Annotated in this window: 36 protein-coding genes and 1 rRNA gene; 31 read left to right on the top strand and 6 right to left on the bottom strand. The window is 50.2% G+C overall.

The window, feature by feature from the left end:
* Positions 1–14: 14 nt before the first annotated feature.
* The 24 genes from rpsC to arfA all read left to right on the top strand — a co-directional run bounded on the left by rpsC (position 15) and on the right by arfA (position 11,465).
* Positions 15–716 carry a 30S ribosomal protein S3 gene (rpsC, locus tag OGV89_RS14425; protein ID WP_000529945.1) on the top strand — a complete coding sequence of 234 codons (702 nt, stop codon included), beginning with the start codon at positions 15–17 and terminating at the stop codon, positions 714–716.
* Between the two features lie 12 nt (positions 717–728).
* Positions 729–1,139, top strand: coding sequence for a 50S ribosomal protein L16 (gene rplP, locus OGV89_RS14420; RefSeq protein WP_000941208.1), 411 nt, complete (start codon positions 729–731; stop codon positions 1,137–1,139).
* Complete coding sequence (gene rpmC / locus OGV89_RS14415) at positions 1,139–1,330, top strand: 50S ribosomal protein L29 (protein WP_000644742.1); 192 nt, start codon at positions 1,139–1,141, stop codon at positions 1,328–1,330. The genes rplP and rpmC overlap by 1 nt, the downstream gene beginning before the upstream one ends.
* Complete coding sequence (rpsQ, locus tag OGV89_RS14410; protein ID WP_003031120.1) at positions 1,330–1,584, top strand: 30S ribosomal protein S17; 255 nt, start codon at positions 1,330–1,332, stop codon at positions 1,582–1,584. Before rpmC ends, rpsQ begins: the two co-directional genes overlap by 1 nt.
* A gap of 163 nt (positions 1,585–1,747) precedes the next feature.
* Positions 1,748–2,119 carry a 50S ribosomal protein L14 gene (gene rplN, locus OGV89_RS14405; RefSeq protein ID WP_000613954.1) on the top strand — a complete coding sequence of 124 codons (372 nt, stop codon included), beginning with the start codon at positions 1,748–1,750 and terminating at the stop codon, positions 2,117–2,119.
* Positions 2,120–2,129: 10 nt separating this feature from the next.
* On the top strand, positions 2,130–2,444 hold the full coding sequence (gene rplX, locus OGV89_RS14400) for a 50S ribosomal protein L24 (RefSeq protein WP_003031122.1): 315 nt from the start codon (positions 2,130–2,132) through the stop codon (positions 2,442–2,444).
* 14 nt (positions 2,445–2,458) lie between these two features.
* The gene (gene rplE, locus OGV89_RS14395; RefSeq protein WP_003031123.1) at positions 2,459–2,998 is read left to right on the top strand and encodes a 50S ribosomal protein L5; all 540 of its coding nucleotides are present in this window, start codon (positions 2,459–2,461) and stop codon (positions 2,996–2,998) included.
* Positions 2,999–3,012: 14 nt separating this feature from the next.
* Positions 3,013–3,318, top strand: coding sequence for a 30S ribosomal protein S14 (gene rpsN, locus OGV89_RS14390; RefSeq protein WP_003031125.1), 306 nt, complete (start codon positions 3,013–3,015; stop codon positions 3,316–3,318).
* Positions 3,319–3,348: 30 nt separating this feature from the next.
* Positions 3,349–3,741 (top strand): 30S ribosomal protein S8, encoded by a 393-nt coding sequence (gene rpsH, locus OGV89_RS14385; protein ID WP_003031127.1) that lies wholly within the window; start codon positions 3,349–3,351, stop codon positions 3,739–3,741.
* Between the two features lie 12 nt (positions 3,742–3,753).
* Positions 3,754–4,287 (top strand): 50S ribosomal protein L6, encoded by a 534-nt coding sequence (rplF, locus tag OGV89_RS14380; protein ID WP_003031129.1) that lies wholly within the window; start codon positions 3,754–3,756, stop codon positions 4,285–4,287.
* Positions 4,288–4,296: 9 nt separating this feature from the next.
* Positions 4,297–4,650: a 50S ribosomal protein L18 gene (gene rplR / locus OGV89_RS14375; protein WP_000358960.1), complete on the top strand. Its 354-nt coding sequence runs from the start codon at positions 4,297–4,299 to the stop codon at positions 4,648–4,650.
* A gap of 14 nt (positions 4,651–4,664) precedes the next feature.
* Positions 4,665–5,168, top strand: a complete 504-nt coding sequence (gene rpsE / locus OGV89_RS14370) for a 30S ribosomal protein S5 (protein WP_003031131.1) — start codon at positions 4,665–4,667, stop codon at positions 5,166–5,168.
* A 3-nt stretch (positions 5,169–5,171) separates the two neighbouring features.
* Positions 5,172–5,351: a 50S ribosomal protein L30 gene (gene rpmD, locus OGV89_RS14365; RefSeq protein ID WP_001140434.1), complete on the top strand. Its 180-nt coding sequence runs from the start codon at positions 5,172–5,174 to the stop codon at positions 5,349–5,351.
* 3 nt (positions 5,352–5,354) lie between these two features.
* A complete protein-coding gene (rplO, locus tag OGV89_RS14360) occupies positions 5,355–5,789 on the top strand; it encodes a 50S ribosomal protein L15 (protein WP_003031132.1) in 435 nt (144 codons plus the stop codon).
* A gap of 7 nt (positions 5,790–5,796) precedes the next feature.
* Positions 5,797–7,128, top strand: a complete 1,332-nt coding sequence (gene secY, locus OGV89_RS14355; RefSeq protein WP_001118864.1) for a preprotein translocase subunit SecY — start codon at positions 5,797–5,799, stop codon at positions 7,126–7,128.
* A 30-nt stretch (positions 7,129–7,158) separates the two neighbouring features.
* Positions 7,159–7,275: a 50S ribosomal protein L36 gene (gene rpmJ, locus OGV89_RS14350; RefSeq protein WP_000868187.1), complete on the top strand. Its 117-nt coding sequence runs from the start codon at positions 7,159–7,161 to the stop codon at positions 7,273–7,275.
* A 146-nt stretch (positions 7,276–7,421) separates the two neighbouring features.
* Positions 7,422–7,778, top strand: coding sequence for a 30S ribosomal protein S13 (rpsM, locus tag OGV89_RS14345; protein WP_003031135.1), 357 nt, complete (start codon positions 7,422–7,424; stop codon positions 7,776–7,778).
* Between the two features lie 16 nt (positions 7,779–7,794).
* On the top strand, positions 7,795–8,184 hold the full coding sequence (rpsK, locus tag OGV89_RS14340) for a 30S ribosomal protein S11 (RefSeq protein WP_003031137.1): 390 nt from the start codon (positions 7,795–7,797) through the stop codon (positions 8,182–8,184).
* A 33-nt stretch (positions 8,185–8,217) separates the two neighbouring features.
* Positions 8,218–8,838: a 30S ribosomal protein S4 gene (gene rpsD, locus OGV89_RS14335; protein ID WP_003031138.1), complete on the top strand. Its 621-nt coding sequence runs from the start codon at positions 8,218–8,220 to the stop codon at positions 8,836–8,838.
* A gap of 25 nt (positions 8,839–8,863) precedes the next feature.
* Complete coding sequence (locus OGV89_RS14330; RefSeq protein WP_003031139.1) at positions 8,864–9,853, top strand: DNA-directed RNA polymerase subunit alpha; 990 nt, start codon at positions 8,864–8,866, stop codon at positions 9,851–9,853.
* 40 nt (positions 9,854–9,893) lie between these two features.
* Positions 9,894–10,277 (top strand): 50S ribosomal protein L17, encoded by a 384-nt coding sequence (gene rplQ, locus OGV89_RS14325; protein ID WP_001216370.1) that lies wholly within the window; start codon positions 9,894–9,896, stop codon positions 10,275–10,277.
* A 107-nt stretch (positions 10,278–10,384) separates the two neighbouring features.
* Entirely contained in the window at positions 10,385–10,753 is a 369-nt protein-coding gene (locus OGV89_RS14320; protein WP_003842100.1) for a DnaJ family domain-containing protein, read from the top strand.
* A gap of 10 nt (positions 10,754–10,763) precedes the next feature.
* Positions 10,764–11,189, top strand: a complete 426-nt coding sequence (zntR, locus tag OGV89_RS14315; RefSeq protein ID WP_003031145.1) for a Zn(2+)-responsive transcriptional regulator — start codon at positions 10,764–10,766, stop codon at positions 11,187–11,189.
* A gap of 57 nt (positions 11,190–11,246) precedes the next feature.
* Positions 11,247–11,465 carry an alternative ribosome-rescue factor ArfA gene (gene arfA, locus OGV89_RS14310; RefSeq protein ID WP_003828276.1) on the top strand — a complete coding sequence of 73 codons (219 nt, stop codon included), beginning with the start codon at positions 11,247–11,249 and terminating at the stop codon, positions 11,463–11,465.
* Here arfA and mscL read toward each other — a convergent pair.
* The 5 genes from mscL to def form a co-directional block, all read right to left on the bottom strand.
* Positions 11,462–11,875: a large-conductance mechanosensitive channel protein MscL gene (gene mscL, locus OGV89_RS14305; RefSeq protein WP_003031152.1), complete on the bottom strand. Its 414-nt coding sequence runs from the start codon at positions 11,873–11,875 to the stop codon at positions 11,462–11,464. The genes arfA and mscL overlap by 4 nt on opposite strands.
* 141 nt (positions 11,876–12,016) lie before the next feature.
* Entirely contained in the window at positions 12,017–13,393 is a 1,377-nt protein-coding gene (gene trkA / locus OGV89_RS14300; protein WP_003031153.1) for a Trk system potassium transporter TrkA, read from the bottom strand.
* Between the two features lie 21 nt (positions 13,394–13,414).
* The gene (gene rsmB / locus OGV89_RS14295; RefSeq protein ID WP_044702716.1) at positions 13,415–14,704 is read right to left on the bottom strand and encodes a 16S rRNA (cytosine(967)-C(5))-methyltransferase RsmB; all 1,290 of its coding nucleotides are present in this window, start codon (positions 14,702–14,704) and stop codon (positions 13,415–13,417) included.
* A 51-nt stretch (positions 14,705–14,755) separates the two neighbouring features.
* Positions 14,756–15,703: a methionyl-tRNA formyltransferase gene (gene fmt, locus OGV89_RS14290; protein ID WP_003845229.1), complete on the bottom strand. Its 948-nt coding sequence runs from the start codon at positions 15,701–15,703 to the stop codon at positions 14,756–14,758.
* 14 nt (positions 15,704–15,717) lie between these two features.
* A complete protein-coding gene (gene def, locus OGV89_RS14285; RefSeq protein WP_003031159.1) occupies positions 15,718–16,227 on the bottom strand; it encodes a peptide deformylase in 510 nt (169 codons plus the stop codon).
* Positions 16,228–16,356: 129 nt separating this feature from the next.
* Here def and dprA point away from each other — a divergent pair, with 129 nt between their 5' ends.
* Genes dprA through OGV89_RS14255 form a run of 6 tightly spaced genes read left to right on the top strand, consistent with a single transcriptional unit; the run spans position 16,357 to position 20,149 of the window.
* On the top strand, positions 16,357–17,481 hold the full coding sequence (dprA, locus tag OGV89_RS14280) for a DNA-protecting protein DprA (protein ID WP_119174611.1): 1,125 nt from the start codon (positions 16,357–16,359) through the stop codon (positions 17,479–17,481).
* Positions 17,453–17,926 (top strand): DUF494 family protein Smg, encoded by a 474-nt coding sequence (gene smg, locus OGV89_RS14275; RefSeq protein WP_003031162.1) that lies wholly within the window; start codon positions 17,453–17,455, stop codon positions 17,924–17,926. The genes dprA and smg overlap by 29 nt, the downstream gene beginning before the upstream one ends.
* Before the next feature lie 26 nt (positions 17,927–17,952).
* On the top strand, positions 17,953–18,495 hold the full coding sequence (locus OGV89_RS14270) for a DNA topoisomerase family protein (RefSeq protein ID WP_137348700.1): 543 nt from the start codon (positions 17,953–17,955) through the stop codon (positions 18,493–18,495).
* Positions 18,496–18,499: 4 nt separating this feature from the next.
* The gene (gene tsaC / locus OGV89_RS14265; protein ID WP_003031166.1) at positions 18,500–19,072 is read left to right on the top strand and encodes an L-threonylcarbamoyladenylate synthase type 1 TsaC; all 573 of its coding nucleotides are present in this window, start codon (positions 18,500–18,502) and stop codon (positions 19,070–19,072) included.
* A gap of 1 nt (position 19,073) precedes the next feature.
* Complete coding sequence (gene aroE, locus OGV89_RS14260; protein ID WP_032938694.1) at positions 19,074–19,895, top strand: shikimate dehydrogenase; 822 nt, start codon at positions 19,074–19,076, stop codon at positions 19,893–19,895.
* Positions 19,892–20,149, top strand: coding sequence for a DUF1488 family protein (locus OGV89_RS14255; RefSeq protein WP_003031169.1), 258 nt, complete (start codon positions 19,892–19,894; stop codon positions 20,147–20,149). The genes aroE and OGV89_RS14255 overlap by 4 nt, the downstream gene beginning before the upstream one ends.
* On the opposite strand, the gene OGV89_RS14250 is transcribed toward OGV89_RS14255, so the two are convergent.
* Complete coding sequence (locus OGV89_RS14250) at positions 20,125–20,679, bottom strand: gamma carbonic anhydrase family protein (RefSeq protein WP_003031171.1); 555 nt, start codon at positions 20,677–20,679, stop codon at positions 20,125–20,127. The genes OGV89_RS14255 and OGV89_RS14250 overlap by 25 nt on opposite strands.
* 471 nt (positions 20,680–21,150) lie before the next feature.
* Here OGV89_RS14250 and OGV89_RS14245 point away from each other — a divergent pair.
* Positions 21,151–21,513, top strand: a 16S ribosomal RNA gene (locus tag OGV89_RS14245); the annotation flags it as partial.

Genomic DNA, 21,513 nt, shown 5'->3' with positions numbered 1-21,513 from the left:
TCTGGAGACTAGCAATGGGTCAGAAAGTACATCCTAATGGTATTCGCCTGGGTATTGTAAAACCATGGAACTCAACCTGGTTTGCGAACACCAAAGAATTCGCTGACAACCTGGACAGCGATTTTAAAGTACGTCAGTACCTGACTAAGGAACTGGCTAAAGCGTCTGTATCTCGTATCGTTATCGAGCGTCCGGCTAAGAGCATCCGTGTGACCATTCACACCGCTCGCCCGGGTATCGTTATCGGTAAGAAAGGCGAAGACGTAGAAAAACTGCGCAAAGTCGTAGCGGATATTGCTGGCGTTCCTGCTCAGATCAATATCGCCGAAGTGCGTAAGCCTGAACTGGACGCAAAATTGGTTGCTGACAGCATCACTTCTCAGCTGGAACGTCGCGTTATGTTCCGTCGTGCTATGAAGCGTGCTGTACAGAACGCAATGCGTCTGGGCGCTAAAGGTATCAAAGTTGAAGTTAGCGGCCGTCTGGGCGGCGCGGAAATCGCACGTACCGAATGGTACCGCGAAGGTCGCGTACCGCTGCACACTCTGCGTGCTGACATCGACTACAACACCTCTGAAGCGCACACCACTTACGGTGTAATCGGCGTTAAGGTATGGATCTTCAAAGGCGAGATCCTGGGTGGTATGGCTGCTGTTGAACAACCGGAAAAACCGGCTGCGCAACCTAAAAAGCAGCAGCGTAAAGGCCGTAAATAAGGAGCGTCGCTGATGTTACAACCAAAGCGTACAAAATTCCGTAAAATGCACAAAGGCCGTAACCGCGGTCTGGCTGCTGGCGCGGATGTTAGCTTCGGCAGCTTCGGTCTGAAAGCTGTTGGCCGTGGTCGTCTGACTGCCCGTCAGATCGAAGCAGCACGTCGTGCTATGACCCGTGCAGTTAAGCGTCAAGGTAAGATCTGGATCCGTGTATTCCCGGACAAACCGATCACTGAAAAGCCGCTGGCAGTGCGTATGGGTAAAGGTAAAGGTAACGTGGAGTATTGGGTTGCCTTGATTCAGCCGGGTAAAGTCCTGTATGAAATGGACGGCGTACCGGAAGAGCTGGCCCGTGAAGCATTCAAGCTGGCAGCAGCGAAACTGCCGATTAAAACCACCTTTGTAACTAAGACGGTGATGTAATGAAAGCAAAAGAGCTGCGTGAGAAGAGTGTTGAAGAGCTGAACACCGAGCTGCTGAATCTGCTGCGTGAGCAGTTCAACCTGCGTATGCAGGCTGCAAGTGGCCAGCTGCAACAGTCTCACCTGTTGAAGCAAGTGCGTCGTGACGTCGCACGCGTTAAGACTTTACTGACTGAGAAGGCGGGTGCGTAATGACCGATAAAATCCGTACTCTGCAAGGTCGCGTTGTTAGCGATAAAATGGAGAAATCCATCGTTGTTGCTATCGAACGTTTTGTGAAACACCCGATCTACGGTAAATTCATTAAGCGTACGACCAAACTGCACGTACATGACGAGAACAACGAATGCGGTACTGGTGACGTGGTTGAAATCCGCGAATGCCGTCCGCTGTCCAAGACTAAGTCCTGGACGCTGGTTCGCGTTGTAGAGAAAGCCGTTCTGTAATACAGTAGGCATTCTCAACGAATAAACGGCTCAGCGATGAGCCGTTTATTTTTTCTACCCATATCGTTGAAGCGGTGTTATAATGCCGCGCCCCCGATATGGGGCTTTTTTAACGACCTGATTTTCGGGTCTCAGTAGTAGTTGACATTAGCGGAGCACTAAAATGATCCAAGAACAGACTATGCTGAACGTCGCCGACAACTCCGGTGCACGTCGCGTAATGTGTATCAAGGTTCTGGGTGGCTCGCACCGTCGCTACGCAGGCGTCGGCGATATCATCAAGATCACCATCAAGGAAGCAATTCCGCGTGGTAAGGTCAAAAAAGGTGATGTGCTGAAGGCGGTAGTGGTGCGCACCAAGAAGGGTGTTCGTCGCCCGGACGGTTCTGTCATTCGCTTCGATGGTAATGCATGCGTTATTTTAAACAATAACAGCGAGCAACCTATCGGTACGCGTATTTTTGGGCCGGTAACTCGTGAACTTCGTAACGAGAAGTTCATGAAAATTATCTCTCTGGCACCAGAAGTACTCTAAGGAGCGAATCATGGCAGCGAAGATCCGTCGTGATGACGAAGTTATCGTGTTAACCGGTAAAGATAAAGGTAAACGCGGTAAAGTTAAGAATGTCCTGTCTTCCGGCAAGGTCATTGTTGAAGGTATCAACCTGGTTAAAAAACATCAGAAGCCGGTTCCGGCCCTGAACCAACCAGGCGGCATCGTAGAGAAAGAAGCAGCTATTCAGATCTCTAACCTTGCTATCTTCAACGCGGCAACCGGCAAGGCTGACCGTGTAGGCTTTAGATTCGAAGACGGCAAAAAAGTCCGTTTCTTCAAATCTAACAGCGAAACTATCAAGTAATTTGGAGTAGTACGATGGCGAAACTGCATGATTACTACAAAGACGAAGTAGTCGCTAAACTCATGACTGAGTTTAACTACAATTCTGTCATGCAAGTCCCTCGGGTCGAGAAGATCACCCTGAACATGGGTGTTGGTGAAGCGATCGCTGACAAGAAACTGCTGGATAACGCAGCAGCTGACCTGACAGCAATCTCCGGTCAAAAACCGCTGATCACCAAAGCACGCAAATCAGTTGCAGGCTTCAAAATCCGTCAGGGCTATCCGATCGGCTGTAAAGTAACTCTGCGTGGCGAACGCATGTGGGAGTTCTTTGAGCGCCTGATCACTATTGCTGTTCCACGTATCCGTGACTTCCGTGGCTTGTCCGCTAAGTCTTTCGACGGTCGTGGTAACTACAGCATGGGTGTCCGTGAGCAGATCATCTTCCCAGAAATCGACTACGATAAAGTCGACCGCGTGCGTGGTTTGGATATTACCATTACCACTACTGCGAAATCTGACGAAGAAGGCCGTGCTCTGCTGGCTGCCTTTGACTTCCCGTTCCGCAAGTAAGGTAGGGTTACTGAATGGCTAAGCAATCAATGAAAGCACGCGAAGTAAAGCGCGTAGCTTTAGCTGATAAGTACTTCGCAAAACGCGCTGAACTGAAAGCTATTATCTCTGATGTGAACGCGACCGACGAAGATCGTTGGAACGCAGTTCTCAAGCTGCAGTCTCTGCCGCGTGATTCCAGCCCGTCCCGTCAGCGTAACCGCTGCCGTCAAACAGGTCGTCCGCATGGCTATGTGGGCAAGTTCGGGTTGAGCCGTATCAAACTGCGTGAAGCCGCCATGCGCGGTGAAGTACCAGGCTTGAAAAAGGCTAGCTGGTAATTACCAATTGAATCACGGGAGTAAAGACAGATGAGCATGCAAGATCCGATCGCGGATATGCTGACCCGTATCCGTAACGGTCAGGCCGCGAATAAAGCTGCGGTCACCATGCCTTCCTCCAAGCTGAAAGTGGCAATTGCCAACGTGCTGAAGGAAGAAGGTTTTATTGAAGATTTTAAAGTTGAAGGCGACACCAAGCCGGAACTGGAACTTACTCTCAAGTATTTCCAGGGTAAAGCTGTTGTAGAAAGCATTCAGCGTGTCAGTCGCCCAGGTCTGCGCATTTATAAGCGTAAAGACGAGCTGCCGAAAGTTATGGCTGGCATGGGTATCGCAGTTGTTTCTACCTCTAAAGGTGTTATGACTGATCGTGCAGCGCGCCAGGCTGGTCTTGGTGGCGAAATTATCTGCTACGTAGCCTAATCGGAGGAAAAAATGTCTCGTGTTGCTAAAGCACCGGTCGTTATTCCTGCCGGCGTTGATGTAAAAATCAACGGTCAGGTTATTACGATCAAAGGTAAAAACGGCGAGCTGACTCGTACTCTCAACGATGCTGTTGCAGTAAATCATGCAGATAATGCTCTGACCTTCGGTCCGCGTGATGGTTACGCAGATGGATGGGCTCAGGCTGGTACCGCGCGTGCCCTGCTGAATGCAATGGTTGTCGGTGTTACCGAAGGCTTCACTAAGAAGCTTCAGCTGGTTGGTGTAGGTTATCGTGCAGCGGTTAAAGGGAATGTAGTAAACCTGGCTTTAGGTTTCTCTCACCCAGTTGACCATCAGCTGCCTGCGGGAATCACTGCAGAATGTCCGTCTCAGACTGAAATCGTGCTGAAAGGCGCTGATAAACAGCTGATCGGTCAGGTTGCAGCAGATCTGCGCGCCTACCGTCGTCCTGAGCCTTATAAAGGCAAGGGTGTTCGTTACGCCGACGAAGTCGTGCGTACCAAAGAGGCTAAGAAGAAGTAAGGTAACACTATGGATAAGAAATCTGCTCGTATCCGTCGTGCGACCCGCGCACGCCGCAAGCTCCAGGAGCTGGGTGCAACTCGCCTGGTGGTACATCGTACCCCGCGTCATATTTACGCACAGGTAATTGCACCGAACGGTTCTGAAGTTCTGGTAGCTGCTTCTACTGTAGAAAAAGCTATCGCTGAACAATTGAAGTACACCGGTAACAAAGACGCTGCTGCAGCTGTAGGTAAAGCTGTTGCTGAACGCGCTCTGGAAAAAGGCATCAAAGATGTTTCTTTTGACCGTTCCGGGTTCCAATATCATGGTCGTGTCCAGGCACTGGCAGATGCTGCCCGTGAAGCTGGCCTTCAGTTCTAAGGTAGAGGTGTAAGATGGCTCACATCGAAAAACAAGCTGGCGAACTGCAGGAAAAGCTGATCGCGGTTAACCGCGTATCTAAAACCGTTAAAGGTGGTCGTATTTTCTCCTTCACAGCTCTGACTGTAGTTGGTGATGGTAACGGTCGCGTTGGTTTTGGTTACGGTAAAGCGCGTGAAGTTCCAGCAGCGATCCAGAAAGCGATGGAAAAAGCCCGTCGCAATATGATTAACGTCGCGCTGAACCACGGCACCCTGCAGCACCCGGTTAAGGGTACTCACACGGGTTCTCGTGTATTCATGCAGCCGGCTTCCGAAGGTACCGGTATCATCGCCGGTGGTGCAATGCGCGCCGTTCTGGAAGTCGCTGGAGTTCGTAACGTTCTGGCTAAAGCGTATGGTTCTACTAACCCGATTAACGTGGTTCGTGCAACTATCGATGGCCTGGAAAATATGAAATCTCCGGAAATGGTCGCTGCCAAGCGTGGTAAATCCGTTGAAGAAATTCTGGGGAAATAAACCATGGCAAAGACTATTAAAATTACTCAAACCCGCAGTGCAATCGGTCGTCTGCCGAAACACAAGGCAACGCTGCTTGGCCTGGGTCTGCGTCGTATTGGTCACACCGTAGAGCGCGAGGATACTCCTGCTGTTCGTGGTATGGTCAACGCGGTTTCCTTCATGGTTAAAGTTGAGGAGTAAGAGATGCGTTTAAATACTCTGTCTCCGGCCGAAGGCTCTAAAAAAGCGGCTCGCCGCCTGGGTCGTGGTATCGGTTCTGGCCTCGGTAAAACCGGTGGTCGTGGTCACAAAGGTCAGAAGTCTCGTTCTGGCGGTGGCGTACGTCGCGGTTTCGAGGGTGGTCAGATGCCTCTGTACCGTCGTCTGCCGAAATTCGGCTTCACTTCACGTAAAGCAGCGATTACAGCCGAAGTTCGTCTGTCTGACCTGGCTAAAGTTGAAGGCGGTGTTGTAGACCTGAACACGCTGAAAGCAGCTAACATTATCGGTATCCAGATCGAGTTCGCGAAAGTGATCCTGGCTGGTGAAGTCACTACTCCGGTAACTGTTCGTGGCCTGCGTGTTACTAAAGGCGCTCGTGCTGCTATCGAAGCTGCTGGCGGTAAAATCGAGGAATAAGTAGCAGATGGCTAAACAACCGGGATTAGATTTTCAAAGTGCCAAAGGTGGCTTAGGCGAGCTGAAACGCAGACTGCTGTTTGTAATCGGCGCGCTGATTGTGTTCCGTATTGGCTCTTTCATTCCGATCCCTGGTATTGATGCCGCTGTACTTGCCAAACTGCTTGAGCAACAGCGAGGCACCATCATTGAAATGTTTAACATGTTCTCTGGTGGTGCTCTCAGCCGTGCTTCTATCTTTGCTCTGGGGATCATGCCGTATATTTCGGCGTCGATCATTATCCAGCTGCTGACGGTGGTTCATCCAACGCTGGCAGAAATTAAGAAAGAAGGGGAGTCTGGTCGTCGTAAGATCAGCCAGTACACCCGCTACGGTACTCTGGTGCTGGCAATATTCCAGTCGATCGGTATTGCTACCGGTCTGCCGAATATGCCTGGTATGCAGGGCCTGGTGATGAACCCAGGCTTTGCATTCTATTTCACCGCTGTTGTAAGTCTGGTTACAGGGACGATGTTCCTGATGTGGTTGGGTGAACAGATTACTGAACGTGGTATCGGCAACGGTATCTCAATCATTATCTTCGCCGGTATTGTAGCGGGACTCCCGCCAGCCATTGCCCATACTATCGAGCAAGCGCGTCAAGGCGACCTGCACTTCCTCGTGTTGCTGTTGGTTGCAGTATTAGTATTCGCAGTGACGTTCTTTGTTGTATTTGTTGAGCGTGGTCAACGCCGCATTGTGGTAAACTACGCGAAACGTCAGCAAGGTCGTCGTGTCTATGCTGCACAGAGCACACATTTACCGCTGAAAGTGAATATGGCGGGGGTAATCCCGGCAATCTTCGCTTCCAGTATTATTCTGTTCCCGGCGACCATCGCGTCATGGTTCGGGGGCGGGACTGGTTGGAACTGGCTGACAACAATTTCGCTGTATTTGCAGCCTGGGCAACCGCTTTATGTGTTACTCTATGCGTCTGCAATCATATTCTTCTGTTTCTTCTACACGGCGTTGGTTTTCAACCCGCGTGAAACAGCAGATAACCTGAAGAAGTCCGGTGCATTTGTACCAGGAATTCGTCCGGGAGAGCAAACGGCGAAGTATATCGATAAAGTAATGACCCGCCTGACTTTGGTTGGTGCGCTCTACATTACCTTTATCTGCCTGATCCCGGAGTTCATGCGTGATGCAATGAAAGTACCGTTCTACTTCGGTGGGACCTCACTGCTTATCGTTGTTGTCGTGATTATGGACTTTATGGCTCAAGTGCAAACTCTGATGATGTCAAGTCAGTACGAGTCTGCATTGAAGAAGGCGAATCTGAAAGGCTACGGCCGTTAACAGTCGCCCGAGAAGTTACGGAGAGTAAAAATGAAAGTTCGTGCTTCCGTCAAGAAATTATGCCGTAACTGCAAAATCGTTAAGCGTGATGGTGTCATCCGTGTGATTTGCAGTGCCGAGCCGAAGCATAAACAGCGCCAAGGCTGATTTATTCGCATATTTTTCTTGCAAAGTTGGGTTGAGCTGGCTAGATTAGCCAGCCAATCTTTTGTATGTCTGTGCGTTTCCATTTGAGTATCCTGAAAACGGGCTTTTCAGCATGGTGCGTACATATTAAATAGTAGGAGTGCATAGTGGCCCGTATAGCAGGCATTAACATTCCTGATCAGAAACATGCTGTGATCGCATTAACTTCGATCTACGGCGTCGGCAAGACCCGTTCTAAAGCCATTCTGGCTGCCGCGGGTATCGCTGAAGATGTTAAGATCAGTGAGCTGTCTGAAGAACAAATCGACACGCTGCGTGACGAAGTTGCCAAATTTGTCGTTGAAGGTGATCTGCGCCGTGAAGTTAGCATGAGCATCAAGCGCCTTATGGACCTTGGTTGCTATCGCGGTTTGCGTCATCGTCGTGGTCTCCCGGTTCGCGGTCAGCGTACCAAGACCAACGCACGTACCCGTAAGGGTCCGCGCAAACCGATCAAGAAATAATCGGGGTGATTGAATAATGGCAAAGGCACCAATTCGTGCACGTAAACGTGTAAGAAAACAAGTCTCTGACGGCGTGGCTCATATCCATGCTTCTTTTAACAACACCATCGTTACCATTACTGATCGTCAGGGTAACGCACTGGGTTGGGCAACAGCCGGTGGTTCCGGTTTCCGTGGTTCTCGCAAATCCACTCCGTTTGCAGCTCAGGTTGCAGCAGAGCGTTGCGCTGAAGCCGTAAAAGAATACGGTATCAAGAATCTGGAAGTTATGGTCAAAGGACCGGGTCCAGGTCGCGAATCTACTGTTCGTGCTCTGAACGCCGCTGGTTTCCGCATCACTAATATTACTGATGTGACTCCGATCCCTCATAACGGTTGTCGTCCGCCGAAAAAACGTCGCGTATAACGCTGTCGTTTCTAGGATTGTTGGAGAAAGAAAATGGCAAGATATTTGGGTCCTAAGCTCAAGCTGAGCCGTCGTGAGGGCACTGACTTATTCCTTAAGTCTGGCGTTCGCGCGATCGATACCAAGTGTAAAATTGAACAAGCTCCTGGCCAGCACGGTGCGCGTAAACCGCGTCTGTCTGACTATGGTGTGCAGTTGCGTGAAAAGCAAAAAGTTCGCCGTATCTACGGTGTGCTGGAGCGTCAGTTCCGTAACTACTACAAAGAAGCAGCACGTCTGAAAGGCAACACCGGTGAAAACCTGTTGGGTCTGCTGGAAGGTCGTCTGGACAACGTTGTATACCGTATGGGCTTCGGTGCCACTCGTGCAGAAGCACGTCAGCTGGTCAGCCATAAAGCAATTATGGTAAACGGTCGTGTTGTTAACATCGCTTCTTATCAGGTTAGTCCGAATGACGTTGTTAGCATTCGTGAGAAAGCGAAGAAGCAGTCTCGCGTGAAAGCCGCTCTGGAGCTGGCTGAGCAGCGTGAAAAGCCAACCTGGCTGGAAGTTGATGCTGGCAAGATGGAAGGTACGTTCAAGCGTAAGCCGGAGCGTTCTGATCTGTCTGCGGACATTAACGAACACCTGATCGTCGAGCTTTACTCCAAGTAAAGCTTAGTACCAAAGAGAGGACACAATGCAGGGTTCTGTGACAGAGTTTCTAAAACCGCGCCTGGTAGATATCGAGCAAGTGAGTTCGACGCACGCCAAGGTGACCCTTGAGCCTTTAGAGCGTGGCTTTGGCCATACTTTGGGTAACGCACTGCGCCGTATTCTGCTCTCATCGATGCCGGGTTGCGCGGTGACCGAGGTTGAGATTGATGGTGTACTACATGAGTACAGCACCAAAGAAGGCGTTCAGGAAGATATCCTGGAAATCCTGCTCAACCTGAAAGGGCTGGCGGTGAGAGTTCAGGGTAAAGATGATGTTATTCTTACCTTGAATAAATCTGGCATTGGCCCTGTGACTGCAGCCGACATTACCCATGATGGTGATGTCGAAATCGTCAAGCCACAGCACGTGATCTGCCACCTGACCGATGAGAATGCATCTATTAGCATGCGTATCAAAGTTCAGCGCGGTCGTGGTTATGTGCCGGCTTCTACCCGAATTCATTCGGAAGAAGATGAGCGCCCAATCGGCCGTCTGCTGGTCGACGCATGCTACAGCCCTGTAGAGCGTATTGCCTACAATGTTGAAGCAGCGCGTGTAGAACAGCGTACCGACCTGGACAAGCTGGTCATCGAAATGGAAACCAACGGCACAATCGATCCTGAAGAGGCGATTCGTCGTGCGGCTACCATTCTGGCTGAACAACTGGAAGCTTTCGTTGATTTACGTGATGTACGTCAGCCGGAAGTTAAAGAAGAGAAACCAGAATTCGATCCGATCCTGCTGCGCCCTGTTGACGATCTGGAATTGACTGTCCGCTCTGCTAACTGCCTCAAAGCAGAAGCTATCCACTATATCGGTGATCTGGTACAGCGTACTGAGGTTGAGCTTCTTAAGACGCCTAACCTTGGTAAAAAATCTCTTACCGAGATTAAAGATGTGCTGGCTTCCCGTGGACTGTCTCTGGGCATGCGCCTGGAAAACTGGCCACCGGCAAGCATCGCTGACGAGTAACCGGATCACAGGTTAAGGTTTTACTGAGAAGGATAAGGTCATGCGCCATCGTAAGAGTGGTCGTCAACTGAACCGCAACAGCAGCCATCGCCAGGCTATGTTCCGCAATATGGCAGGTTCACTGGTTCGTCATGAAATCATCAAGACGACTCTGCCGAAAGCGAAAGAGCTGCGTCGCGTAGTTGAGCCGCTGATTACTCTTGCCAAGACTGATAGCGTAGCTAATCGTCGTCTGGCATTCGCCCGTACTCGTGATAACGAGATCGTGGCAAAACTGTTTAACGAACTGGGCCCGCGTTTCGCGAGCCGCGCCGGTGGTTACACTCGCATTCTGAAGTGTGGTTTCCGTGCAGGCGACAACGCGCCGATGGCATACATCGAGCTGGTTGATCGTTCAGAGAAAACAGAAGCTGCTGCAGAGTAATCTGTAGTAACGTAAAAAAACCCGCTTCGGCGGGTTTTTTTATATCCGTCATATCCCCACTTATCTACAATATCTGTACTCTTTTTGTTCATCCCCTGGAGTGTTGTATGTGGTTACTGGACCAGTGGGCAGAGCGCCATATCATTGATGCACAATCTAAAGGTGAGTTTGATGATTTACCGGGAACGGGTAAACCGCTGACTCTTGACGATGACTCCCATGTCCCGACTGAACTCCGAGCTGGATACCGTTTATTAAAAAATGCAGGTTGCCTTCCTCCTGAGCTCGAGCAACGCAGAGAAGCAATACAGCTGCTTGAAATACTCGCGGGGATCCGCAAAGATGATCCAAGTTATCCGGAGGTGAGCCGAAGACTGTCGCTGCTGGAACTTAAACTTCGGCAGGCTGGACTCAGCACCGAGTTTTTGCGCGGTGACTACGCAGATAAGCTGCTAAAAAAGATCAACGATGAATAGCGGAGAGAGCATGTACCGAATTGGTGAAATAGCGAAACTGGCTGACGTGACACCAGATACTATTCGCTACTATGAAAAGCAGCAGATGATGGAGCATGAAGTGCGTACTGAAGGCGGATTTCGGCTCTATACAGAAAGCGATCTTCAGCGCCTGAAGTTTATTCGTTATGCCCGCCAGCTTGGTTTCACTCTGGAGTCGATCCGCGAATTGCTTTCGATCCGTGTTGATCCCGAACACCATACCTGTCAGGAATCAAAAGGGATCGTCCAGGAAAGACTGCAAGAAGTCGAAGCACGTATTGCCGAACTTCAGACGATGCAGCGGTCTCTGCAGCGATTGAATGATGCATGCTGCGGCAAGGCACACAGCAGCGTGTACTGCTCTATTCTTGAAGCTCTAGAGCAAGGCGCCAGTGGAACAACATCAGGCTGTTGATTTCTTGAACTGCCGGGTCTACACTCCCGACTTAAATTACCTCAAACTGGAGATATTATGAGTCGTTATCAGCACACCAAAGGGCAGATAAAGGACAACGCCATTGAGGCGCTTCTGCATGACCCACTGTTCAGACAGCGCGTTGAGAAAAATAAGAAAGGGAAAGGAAGTTATCTACGTAAAGGTAAACATGGCAATCGGGGTAACTGGGAGGCCAGTGGCAAGAAAGTAATTAACTTTTTTACCACTGGCCTTCTTGTTTCCGTGAGTGCTTAAGAGCGGTTATTCTGTTCTTTCAGCAGGTCACGAATTTCGCTCAGTAATACTTCTTCTTTTGATGGGGCTGGCGGTGCTGCCGGCTCCTCCGCTTTTTTACGGTTCAGTTTGTTGATCAGTTTGATTGCCATAAAGATAGCAAACGCAACAATAATGAAATCGAAGACATTCTGAATAAATACACCGTAATGCATGACCACGGCAGGGATGTCTCCCTGTGCATCACGTAGCGTTAAAGCAAACTGTTTAAAATCAATCCCACCAATTAACAACCCCAGTGGCGGCATGATGATATCGGCAACCAGTGATGAAACAATCTTACCGAATGCCGCACCAATAATGACACCCACTGCCAAATCGACAACATTCCCGCGCATCGCGAATTCGCGAAACTCTTTAATAATGCTCATTTTATTCTCCCTATGCAGCTGACGTTTATAAGTTTAACAAATGTTTAGGCAATTTCCATTTATGTATTGCCGAAAGGAAAATTTATTAGACCATGAAATATAAAGGGAAATAAAAAGGGCGCTGTATTAGCACCCTTTTTATTACAGGAAGAAAGGACTTGGCTGGAATAGTCGCTCGACGTCGGTAATAAACTTTTTATCTGTCAGGAACATAATTACGTGATCGCCCTGCTCAATGCGCAGGTTATCGTTGGCAATCATCACATCGTTACCACGCACAACGGCGCCAATAATGGTTCCAGGGGGAAGTTTAATTTCATCAATTGAGCGTCCCACCACCCGAGATGTTGTTTCATCCCCGTGTGCGACGGCTTCAATGGCTTCCGCGACGCCACGGCGTAGTGAAGAAACGCCGACAATGTCAGCTTTACGTACGTGACTGAGCAACGCGGAGATGGTCGCCTGCTGCGGTGAAATAGCAATATCGATCACGCTACCTTGCACCAGATCGACGTATGCTCTGCGTTGGATTAACACCATCACTTTCTTGGCACCCATCCGTTTGGCAAGCATCGCCGACATGATATTCGCTTCATCATCGTTGGTCACTGCGATGAACAGATCTACCTGATCGATATGTTCTTCGGCCAGTAACTCTTGATCCGAAGCATCACCAAAAAAGACGATCGTATTTTGCAGTTTCTCTGCAAGTTCGGATGCTCGCTGTTGATTACGTTCGATCAGTTTGACGCTGTAATCTTTTTCCAGACGACGAGCAAGACCCGCTCCGATATTACCGCCGCCTACTAACATAATGCGTTTGTACGGTTTTTCCAGACGTTGCAGTTCACTCATTACGGCGCGAATATGCTGTGATGCCGCAATAAAGAAGACTTCATCACCCGCTTCAACGATCGTAGAACCTTGTGGACGGATTGGTCGATCATGACGGAAAATCGCCGCAACACGGGTATCGATGTGCGGCATATGTTCACGCATTGTTGACAGCGCATTACCGATAAGCGGCCCGCCGTAATAGGCTTTTACTACTGCCAGACTGACTTTACCTTCGGCAAAATTCACCACCTGCAATGCACCCGGATATTCAATCAGTCGATAAATGCTATCGATAACCAGTTGCTCCGGCGCAATCAGGTGATCGATAGGTACCGCATCGGATTGGAATAGCTTGTCCGCATCACGAACATAATCCGGTGAACGAATACGGGCGATGCGATTAGGCGTATTAAACAGTGAATAAGCTACCTGGCAGGCAACCATATTTGTTTCATCTGAGCTGGTTACGGCAACCAGCATATCGGCATCGTCGGCCCCAGCTTCACGCAGTACGCGAGGATGTGAACCGTGCCCTTGCACGACGCGGAGATCAAACTTGTCCTGCAGGCTGCGCAGGCGTTCACCATTGGTATCGACTACCGTGATATCGTTGTTCTCTCCGACCAGGTTTTCAGCCAGCGTACCGCCAACTTGCCCTGCGCCCAGAATGATAATTTTCATCAGTCGCGACCCGTTATCTCATCACTTTTTGATTAGCTTAGCGTAAAAGAAGCCATCGCCATCTTCCGCACCCGGTAAATTCTGACGTCCGGGTTTTTCCGGCGTACCGGTTTCGCTTAATACCGCATCCGGCGTGCGTGCCAGGAAGGCGGTAATTTGCTGCTGGTTTTCTTCTGGCAGGATAGAGCACGTTGCATAAACCAGCGTGCCGCCAGGTTTAAGATGTAACCAGGTTGCATTCAGGATCTCGGCCTGCAGCTGCGCAAGTTCGGCAATATCCCGGTCGCGACGCAGCCATTTGATGTCTGGATGGCGACGAATAACGCCGGTGGCAGAACACGGAGCATCCAGCAAAATACGGTCAAACTGTTGTTCGCCACACCATTGTTGTGGATATCGACCATCACCCTGTTTTACGGTTGCCTTCATGCCCAGACGTTTCAGATTGTCGTAAACGCGCGATAAGCGTTTTTCATCCACATCGACGGCCATGACGTTAGCTTGCGGAGCAACTTCCAGAATGTGCGTCGTTTTACCGCCCGGCGCGCAGCATAGGTCGAGAATCTGCTCGCCATCTTTCGGCAGTAGATATTTAACGCACCCCTGAGCAGAAGCATCCTGAACGGTGACCCAACCTTCGTCAAAACCAGGGAGGGCGTGAACTGGAGCCGGTGTTTCCAGACGCACTGCATCCGGGTAGTCTGGATGCGGGAAACCGGTTAATCCCGCTGCGGTAAGCAGGTCTATCCAGGCGTCGCGCGTATGGTGATTACGATTGACGCGTAGCCACATCGGCGGTCGCTGGTTATTGGCTTCAAGAATAGCTTCCCACTGCTGCGGATACGCACTCTTAATACGTTTCACCAGCCAGGAGGGGTGTAAGAAGCGCAAATCGCTTTGCGCAAACTCGGCCAGCAGTTCATCCTGACGGCGTTGAAACTGGCGCAACACGCCGTTGATCAGCCCTTTCAGTTGCGGACGCTTAATGACAACCGCGCCTTCTACTGTCTCAGCCAGCGCGGCGTGTGCTGGAATACGAGTATGCAGAAGTTGGTAGAAGCCCACCATGATCAGGTAGTGAACGGTGCGTTGTTTGCCCGTCATTGGACGTTCCATGAGTTGCTGGATCATCCATTCCAGTTGAGAGAGTGTACGCAATACGCCGAAGCAAAGTTCCTGCAACAGCGCTTTGTCTTTATCTGCAACTTTTTGCTGCATGGCGGGCAGCACGTTGCTTAATGACTGTCCTTTTTCGACAACCTGTTCGACGGCTTGGGCCGCCATACTGCGTAAATTAAGATGTTTTTTCATAAGCGCAAAAATAAAAATGCCCGGAAACACCGGGCTTAAAGAGATGAACCGTCAGACCAGACGGTTACCGGGTACAAACCATTCCCGGCGTGAATTAAGCAGATCCTGCGCGCTCATGGCTTTTTTACCGGCAGGCTGCAAAGAGACGAGATTCAGGATGCCGTCACCCGTGGCGACCTGAATACCCTGCTTTGTTGCCTCCAGAATGGTGCCTGGCGCAGCCTGGGTGTTTTCCGCAATAACCGAAGCTTGCCAGACTTTCACTGGTTGACCGTCGATTTCAAGCCAGCTCATTGGCCATGGGTTAAAGGCGCGGATGCAGCGTTCCAATTGAACAGCTGAAAGCGACCAGTCGATACGGGCCTCTTCTTTGCTGAGTTTTTCTGCATGCGTAACCAGTGATTCATCTTGTACCACCGGGTTTATTGTGCCGGCAGCCAGCTGTTTTAGCGTTTCAATCAGCCCCTGCGGCCCCAAATCTGCCAGCTTATCGTATAACGAACCGCTGGTATCTTCTGCCGTAATCGGGCAAGACAGCTTAAGCAGCATATCTCCGGTGTCGAGGCCAACATCCATCTGCATGATGGTTACACCTGTTTCGGTGTCACCTGCCCACAGTGAGCGCTGGATCGGTGCTGCACCACGCCAGCGTGGAAGCAGGGAGCCGTGAACGTTGATACAACCCAGACGCGGCATTTCCAGTACGGCTTTTGGCAGAATCAGGCCATATGCCACCACCACCATCACGTCTGCGCGTAAATCAGCAACCAGCTGCTGGTTTTCCTGAGGGCGAAGAGAGACAGGTTGGAAAACCGGTATCCCTTTTTCTTCCGCCAGCACTTTGACCGGGCTGGGCATCAGCTTTTTACCGCGTCCCGCCGGGCGGTCCGGTTGGGTAAACACGCCAACGACGTTGTGTCCAGAAGACAACAGCGCGTCGAGATGACGCGCTGCAAAGTCAGGTGTACCCGCAAAAATAATACGTAGTGAGTCTGACACGTTGATTCTTGTCCTTAAGCTCGGGCGTTCAGGCGGTCGAGTTTTTCAACTTTCTGACGAATACGTTGTTGCTTCAACGGAGACAGATAATCGATAAACAGTTTACCGACCAGGTGATCCATTTCATGTTGAATGCAGATAGCCAGTAGGCCATCGGCTTCCAGTTCAAAAGATTTGCCGTTGCGATCGAGCGCACGAATTTTTACTTTCTCTGCGCGTGGTACTAACGCACGCTGTTCAGGAATAGACAGGCAGCCTTCTTCAATGCCGGTTTCGCCGTCTTTTTCCAGCAGCTCTGGGTTAATGAGTACCAACTGCTCGTCGCGGTTTTCAGAGACATCAATAACGATGATGCGCTGATGAATATCAACCTGTGTTGCTGCCAGACCGATACCTTCTTCGGCATACATCGTTTCGAACATATCATCAACGATGCGCTGAATTTCTGCATTCACTTCTTCGACCGGTTTTGCGACTTTGCGAAGGCGCTCGTCCGGAATATGTAACACTTGCAAAACTGACATAGTTATCCAGAGTTGTGTTCAGGAGTTGAAAAGATTATTACCTCTATTCTAGACAAAACCCCCTCTGATTGACAGCATCAGTGACCAATCGCAAAGATTGCCAGGACTGCTTGTGGCAGGGGGACAAGGATGACCCAAATCGAAATTTGGCTACGTTTAGCGCAAGTGAATGAACTGTATGGTGATGAGATGGTGCGCATTGCCCACTGGCTCAATACTCAACCGTTGATTAGCAACGCGGTACTCCTGCAGGCAGGATTCTCTCCCCGCCAGGCCACACGGTTTTTAACCTTTTCACAGCAGACGCTGGAAAAAACGTTGCGCTGGCTTGAACATCCGAACCACCATTTTGTGGTTGCAGACAGTGAGCATTATCCGCGACAGCTCCGTGCGATTGAGGATTATCCTGGGGGGCTTTTTGTCGCAGGAAATCCCGCATGTCTTCGCTCGTTCCAGGTGGCCGTTGTCGGCAGCAGACAGCACTCCTGGTATGGCGAACGCTGGGGGCGATTGTTTTGTGAAAAGCTTGCAGCATGTGGTGTGACGATCACCAGCGGTCTGGCCCGGGGAATTGATGGCGTGGCACACAGTGCTGCGATAAACCGACAAGGCACAAGTATTGCGGTGCTGGGAAATGGACTTGAGACCATTCACCCACGACAGCATATCCGTCTTGCTCAGCGACTGATTGAGGCAGGTGGTGCACTGGTGTCTGAGTTCCCATTAGATACGCTCCCTTTGCCACGCAATTTTCCCCGACGAAATCGCATTATCAGTGGTCTAAGTAAAGGTGTACTGGTCGTCGAAGCTGCACAGCGTAGCGGGTCACTGGTTACTGCTCGCTGTGCACTGGAACAAGGGCGGGAGGTGTTTGCTTTACCAGGGCCGATTGGGAGCCCGGGAAGTGAAGGCCCGCATTGGCTAATTCAGCAGGGAGCCATGCTTGTGACGACACCAGAGGAAATTCTTGAAAATTTGCAATATGGGCTGCAATGGTTGCCAGATGAACCTGAAAAATCAATTTATTCGCCAGATCACGAAGAGGTGGCATTGCCATTTCCGGAGCTCCTGGCTAACGTAGGAGATGAGGTAACACCTGTTGACGTCGTCGCTGAACGTGCCGGCCAACCTGTGCCAGAGGTAGTGGCTCAACTGCTCGAACTGGAGTTAGCAGGGTGGATCGCAGCTGTACCCGGCGGCTATGTCCGATTGAGGAGGGCATGCCATGTTCGACGTACTAATGTATTTGTTTGAGACATATATCCATAACGAAGCTGAGCTGCGTGTGGATCAGGACAAACTGGAACGGGATCTTACCGACGCTGGTTTTGATCGTGAAGACATTTACAACGCGTTACTTTGGCTGGAAAAGCTTGCTGACTATCAGGATGGCCTTGCTGAACCTATGCAACTGGCATCTGACCCTCTTTCTATACGTATTTATACTGCGGAAGAGTGCGATCGACTGGATGCAAGCTGTAGAGGATTCCTGCTATTCCTGGAGCAGATTCAGGTGCTAAACCTCGAAACGCGAGAAATGGTCATTGAGCGTGTACTCGCGCTGGATACGGCAGAGTTCGATCTGGAAGACCTGAAGTGGGTAATCCTGATGGTGCTATTCAACATTCCAGGTTGTGAAAATGCCTATCAGCAAATGGAAGAATTACTCTTTGAAGTGAATGAAGGTATGCTGCATTAATCAATCTTCATTCAGTATGAGTTGTTATGGCTAAATCAGCACTGTTCACGGTGCGTAAAAATGAGTCCTGCCCACAATGCGGGGCTGAATTGGTTATTCGTTCCGGGAAACACGGTCCGTTTCTCGGTTGTTCACACTATCCAGAATGCGATTACATCCGTCCGCTGAAATCTTCCGCGGACGGACATATTGTCAAAGTTCTGGAGGGTAAGCTTTGTCCTGCATGTGGCGCTGAGCTGGTGCTGAGACAGGGACGATTCGGTATGTTCATTGGATGCAGTGACTATCCTGCGTGCGATCACACCGAGCTCATCGACAAGCCTGATGAAACAGCAATAGTCTGTCCTCAATGCCAGACTGGTCATCTTGTCCAGCGGCGTTCCCGTTATGGCAAAACCTTCTACTCCTGCGATCGCTATCCGGAGTGCCAGTTTGTCATTAACTTCAAACCGTTATCCGGAGAATGTCCTGAGTGTCATTATCCGCTTCTCATCGAAAAGAAAACCGCACAGGGTGTGAAGCATTTCTGTGCCAGTAAACAATGTGGAAAGCCGATTTCGGCGGAATAAAAAAGTGAATAATAACCTGCCCACAGACGCTATCGCTGCGGCGATAGCGGTTCTGAAACAAGAAAAAGTCATCGCCTATCCAACTGAAGCTGTTTTCGGTGTCGGTTGCGATCCCGACAGCGAAACGGCTGTTACCCGTCTGTTAGAGTTAAAACAACGCCCAGTCGATAAAGGTTTAATTTTGATTGCGGCAAGCTTTGACCAGCTAAAACCCTATATCGACGATAGCATGCTCACCGAGGCCCAACGTGAGGCTGTGTTCGCCCGCTGGCCTGGGCCTGTTACTTTCGTTTTCCCGGCGCCCGCGACTACGCCTCGTTGGTTGACCGGTCGTTTTGACTCGCTGGCCGTGCGTGTCACCGATCATCCGCTGGTGGTTGCATTGTGCCAGGCTTATGGCAAACCATTAGTATCTACCAGTGCTAATCTGAGTGGCTTACCGCCTTGCAGAACGGTTGAGGAAGTCCGTGCGCAGTTTGGTACAGACTTTCCTGTGGTTGAGGGGGAGACCGGAGGCCGTTTGAATCCTTCGGAGATCCGTGATGCTCTGACGGGTGAACAGTTTCGACAGGGGTAATATGAAAGAAGCCTATGCTGTTTTTGGTAATCCGATAGCGCACAGTAAATCGCCCTTTATTCATCAGCAATTTGCAGAGCAGTTGAAGATTGATCATTCCTATGGGCGTGTACTGGCGCCCATCAATGATTTTGTGAATACGCTGAACGCTTTTTTTGCTGAGGGCGGGAAGGGGGCAAATGTCACTGTGCCTTTTAAAGAAGAGGCGTTTGCACGTGCTGATGAACTAACGGAGCGGGCATCGCTTGCTGGAGCGGTCAACACCCTTAAACGGCTGGAGGATGGGCGTTTACTGGGAGACAACACGGATGGTATCGGCTTATTAAGCGATCTTGAGCGTTTATCTTTCATTCATCCCGGATCGCGAGTTCTGCTGATTGGTGCGGGTGGTGCATCCCGTGGAGTTTTATTACCTCTTCTTTCTATGGATTGTGCGGTGACTATTGTTAACCGTACCGCTTCGCGCGCTGAAGAACTGGCACAAATCTTCTCCCACACCGGCAGCGTGCAGGCGGTGGGAATGGACGATCTTGATAATTGCAGTTTTGATTTGATCATCAATGCCACATCCAGCGGAATGAGCGGTGAGATACCAGCTATTCCAGCATCTCTTATCCACCCTTCGGTCTATTGTTATGACATGTTTTATCAGAAAGGGAACACACCGTTTCTTTCCTGGTGTGTTTCGCATGGGGCGAAACATTATGCCGATGGCCTGGGGATGCTGGTGGGGCAGGCTGCGCATGCAGTTTTACTTTGGCATGGCGTTTTGCCACAGGTGGAGCCTGTCATAAAAAGCATGCAACAGGAATTGTCGGCATGAATCAGGCGATCCAGTTTCCCGATCGGGAAGAATGGCGCACGGATGTTAACGCCGTTGTGTTTCCAGCGATGGTTCATGGTATGCAGTTAACATGTGCCATATCTGGAGAGATTATGGCGTCCCGCTTTGGCGGCGACACGCCTGAGCAGTGGTTGGAAATATTTCAACAGCATCGCTGGGATCTGGAAGAAGAAGCTGAAGCATTGATCCAGGCCCAGCAGGAAGATGCTCAAGGTTGGGTGTGGTTACTCTGACTTAAATACTCGTCTTTCCACTTAACATAGTTGTTAGCTGAATATTGTAAGCCTGCTTTCTCTTCATCGCTTAATGGACGGATTTGCTTAACCGGGCTTCCCAGGTACAGATATCCGCTTTCCAGGCGCTTGTTTTGTGGAACCAGGCTACCAGCCCCAATCATAACGTCGTCTTCTACGACTACGCCATCCAGCAGAATCGATCCCATGCCGACTAATACACGGTTGCCAATGATACAGCCGTGTAGCATGACTTTATGACCAACCGTAACGTCCTCACCCACGATCAGTGGATTACCCTGCGGATTAGACGTGGATTTATGCGTGACATGGAGAACGCTGCCGTCCTGGATGTTTGTACGGGCACCAATTTGTACATAGTTAACGTCGCCACGAATGGCAACCAGTGGCCAGATTCCGACATCATCAGCTAAACGAGCATCACCAATGACGACACTACTGGTGTCGATCATCACGCGATTTCCGATCTGTGGGAAAAGATCCTTATAAGGACGCAATACATCAGACATGTTTACCTCAACGAAAATAGAGCAGTAATGAAGACTTTGGTTGGATTATTGAGACTGTGCAAGTGGTTTAGCTATCAAAAATCAGTCAAATTGCGCAGGAATGTAGCGAAAGGAGTGAAAAACAAGCATTCAGAAAAAAAGATCCAAAAAATACTTGTGCTAAAAAATGGGATCCCTATAATGCGCCTCCATCGACACGGCGGATGTGAATCACTTCACGCAAACAGCTGGTTCGGTTGAAGAGAAAAACCTGAAAATGAGGGTTGACTCTGAAAGAGGAAAGCGTAATATACGCCACCTCGCGACAGAGCGCTAAAGCGCGTCGCAACTGCTCTTTAACAATTTATCAGACAATCTGTGTGGGCACTCGAAGATACGGATTCTTAACGTCGCAAGACGAAAAATGAATACCAAGTCTCTGAGTGAACATACGTAATTCATTACGAAGTTTAATTCACGAGCATCAAACTTAAATTGAAGAGTTTGATCATGGCTCAGATTGAACGCTGGCGGCAGGCCTAACACATGCAAGTCGAACGGTAGCACAGAGGAGCTTGCTCCTTGGGTGACGAGTGGCGGACGGGTGAGTAATGTCTGGGAAACTGCCCGATGGAGGGGGATAACTACTGGAAACGGTAGCTAATACCGCATAACGTCGCAAGACCAAAGAGGGGGACCTTCGGGCCTCTTGCCATCGGATGTGCCCAGATGGGATTAGCTAGTAGGTGGGGTAACGGCTCACCTAGGCGACGATCCCTAGCTGGTCTGAGAGGATGACCAGCCACACTGGAACTGAGACACGGTCCAGACTCCTACGGGAGGCAGCAGTGGGGA

This window comes from Citrobacter sp. Cf125, assembly GCF_030333935.1.
Classification (GTDB): Bacteria; Pseudomonadota; Gammaproteobacteria; order Enterobacterales; family Enterobacteriaceae; genus Citrobacter; species Citrobacter freundii.
This window is presented reverse-complemented; position numbering and strand designations above follow the sequence as displayed.

Excerpts from the sequence above, each read along its gene's own strand:
- rpsC (WP_000529945.1), top strand. The coding sequence starts at position 15 with ATGGGTCAGAAAGTACATCCTAATGGTATTCGCCTGGGTATTGTAAAA.
- rplP (WP_000941208.1), top strand. The coding sequence starts at position 729 with ATGTTACAACCAAAGCGTACAAAATTCCGTAAAATGCACAAAGGCCGT.
- rpmC (WP_000644742.1), top strand. The coding sequence starts at position 1,139 with ATGAAAGCAAAAGAGCTGCGTGAGAAGAGTGTTGAAGAGCTGAACACC.
- rpsQ (WP_003031120.1), top strand. The coding sequence starts at position 1,330 with ATGACCGATAAAATCCGTACTCTGCAAGGTCGCGTTGTTAGCGATAAA.
- rplN (WP_000613954.1), top strand. The coding sequence starts at position 1,748 with ATGATCCAAGAACAGACTATGCTGAACGTCGCCGACAACTCCGGTGCA.
- rplX (WP_003031122.1), top strand. The coding sequence starts at position 2,130 with ATGGCAGCGAAGATCCGTCGTGATGACGAAGTTATCGTGTTAACCGGT.
- rplE (WP_003031123.1), top strand. The coding sequence starts at position 2,459 with ATGGCGAAACTGCATGATTACTACAAAGACGAAGTAGTCGCTAAACTC.
- rpsN (WP_003031125.1), top strand. The coding sequence starts at position 3,013 with ATGGCTAAGCAATCAATGAAAGCACGCGAAGTAAAGCGCGTAGCTTTA.
- rpsH (WP_003031127.1), top strand. The coding sequence starts at position 3,349 with ATGAGCATGCAAGATCCGATCGCGGATATGCTGACCCGTATCCGTAAC.
- rplF (WP_003031129.1), top strand. The coding sequence starts at position 3,754 with ATGTCTCGTGTTGCTAAAGCACCGGTCGTTATTCCTGCCGGCGTTGAT.
- rplR (WP_000358960.1), top strand. The coding sequence starts at position 4,297 with ATGGATAAGAAATCTGCTCGTATCCGTCGTGCGACCCGCGCACGCCGC.
- rpsE (WP_003031131.1), top strand. The coding sequence starts at position 4,665 with ATGGCTCACATCGAAAAACAAGCTGGCGAACTGCAGGAAAAGCTGATC.
- rpmD (WP_001140434.1), top strand. The coding sequence starts at position 5,172 with ATGGCAAAGACTATTAAAATTACTCAAACCCGCAGTGCAATCGGTCGT.
- rplO (WP_003031132.1), top strand. The coding sequence starts at position 5,355 with ATGCGTTTAAATACTCTGTCTCCGGCCGAAGGCTCTAAAAAAGCGGCT.
- secY (WP_001118864.1), top strand. The coding sequence starts at position 5,797 with ATGGCTAAACAACCGGGATTAGATTTTCAAAGTGCCAAAGGTGGCTTA.
- rpmJ (WP_000868187.1), top strand. The coding sequence starts at position 7,159 with ATGAAAGTTCGTGCTTCCGTCAAGAAATTATGCCGTAACTGCAAAATC.
- rpsK (WP_003031137.1), top strand. The coding sequence starts at position 7,795 with ATGGCAAAGGCACCAATTCGTGCACGTAAACGTGTAAGAAAACAAGTC.
- rpsD (WP_003031138.1), top strand. The coding sequence starts at position 8,218 with ATGGCAAGATATTTGGGTCCTAAGCTCAAGCTGAGCCGTCGTGAGGGC.
- OGV89_RS14330 (WP_003031139.1), top strand. The coding sequence starts at position 8,864 with ATGCAGGGTTCTGTGACAGAGTTTCTAAAACCGCGCCTGGTAGATATC.
- rplQ (WP_001216370.1), top strand. The coding sequence starts at position 9,894 with ATGCGCCATCGTAAGAGTGGTCGTCAACTGAACCGCAACAGCAGCCAT.
- OGV89_RS14320 (WP_003842100.1), top strand. The coding sequence starts at position 10,385 with ATGTGGTTACTGGACCAGTGGGCAGAGCGCCATATCATTGATGCACAA.
- zntR (WP_003031145.1), top strand. The coding sequence starts at position 10,764 with ATGTACCGAATTGGTGAAATAGCGAAACTGGCTGACGTGACACCAGAT.
- arfA (WP_003828276.1), top strand. The coding sequence starts at position 11,247 with ATGAGTCGTTATCAGCACACCAAAGGGCAGATAAAGGACAACGCCATT.
- mscL (WP_003031152.1), bottom strand. The coding sequence starts at position 11,875 with ATGAGCATTATTAAAGAGTTTCGCGAATTCGCGATGCGCGGGAATGTT.
- trkA (WP_003031153.1), bottom strand. The coding sequence starts at position 13,393 with ATGAAAATTATCATTCTGGGCGCAGGGCAAGTTGGCGGTACGCTGGCT.
- rsmB (WP_044702716.1), bottom strand. The coding sequence starts at position 14,704 with ATGAAAAAACATCTTAATTTACGCAGTATGGCGGCCCAAGCCGTCGAA.
- def (WP_003031159.1), bottom strand. The coding sequence starts at position 16,227 with ATGTCAGTTTTGCAAGTGTTACATATTCCGGACGAGCGCCTTCGCAAA.
- dprA (WP_119174611.1), top strand. The coding sequence starts at position 16,357 with ATGACCCAAATCGAAATTTGGCTACGTTTAGCGCAAGTGAATGAACTG.
- smg (WP_003031162.1), top strand. The coding sequence starts at position 17,453 with ATGTTCGACGTACTAATGTATTTGTTTGAGACATATATCCATAACGAA.
- OGV89_RS14270 (WP_137348700.1), top strand. The coding sequence starts at position 17,953 with ATGGCTAAATCAGCACTGTTCACGGTGCGTAAAAATGAGTCCTGCCCA.
- aroE (WP_032938694.1), top strand. The coding sequence starts at position 19,074 with ATGAAAGAAGCCTATGCTGTTTTTGGTAATCCGATAGCGCACAGTAAA.
- OGV89_RS14255 (WP_003031169.1), top strand. The coding sequence starts at position 19,892 with ATGAATCAGGCGATCCAGTTTCCCGATCGGGAAGAATGGCGCACGGAT.
- OGV89_RS14250 (WP_003031171.1), bottom strand. The coding sequence starts at position 20,679 with ATGTCTGATGTATTGCGTCCTTATAAGGATCTTTTCCCACAGATCGGA.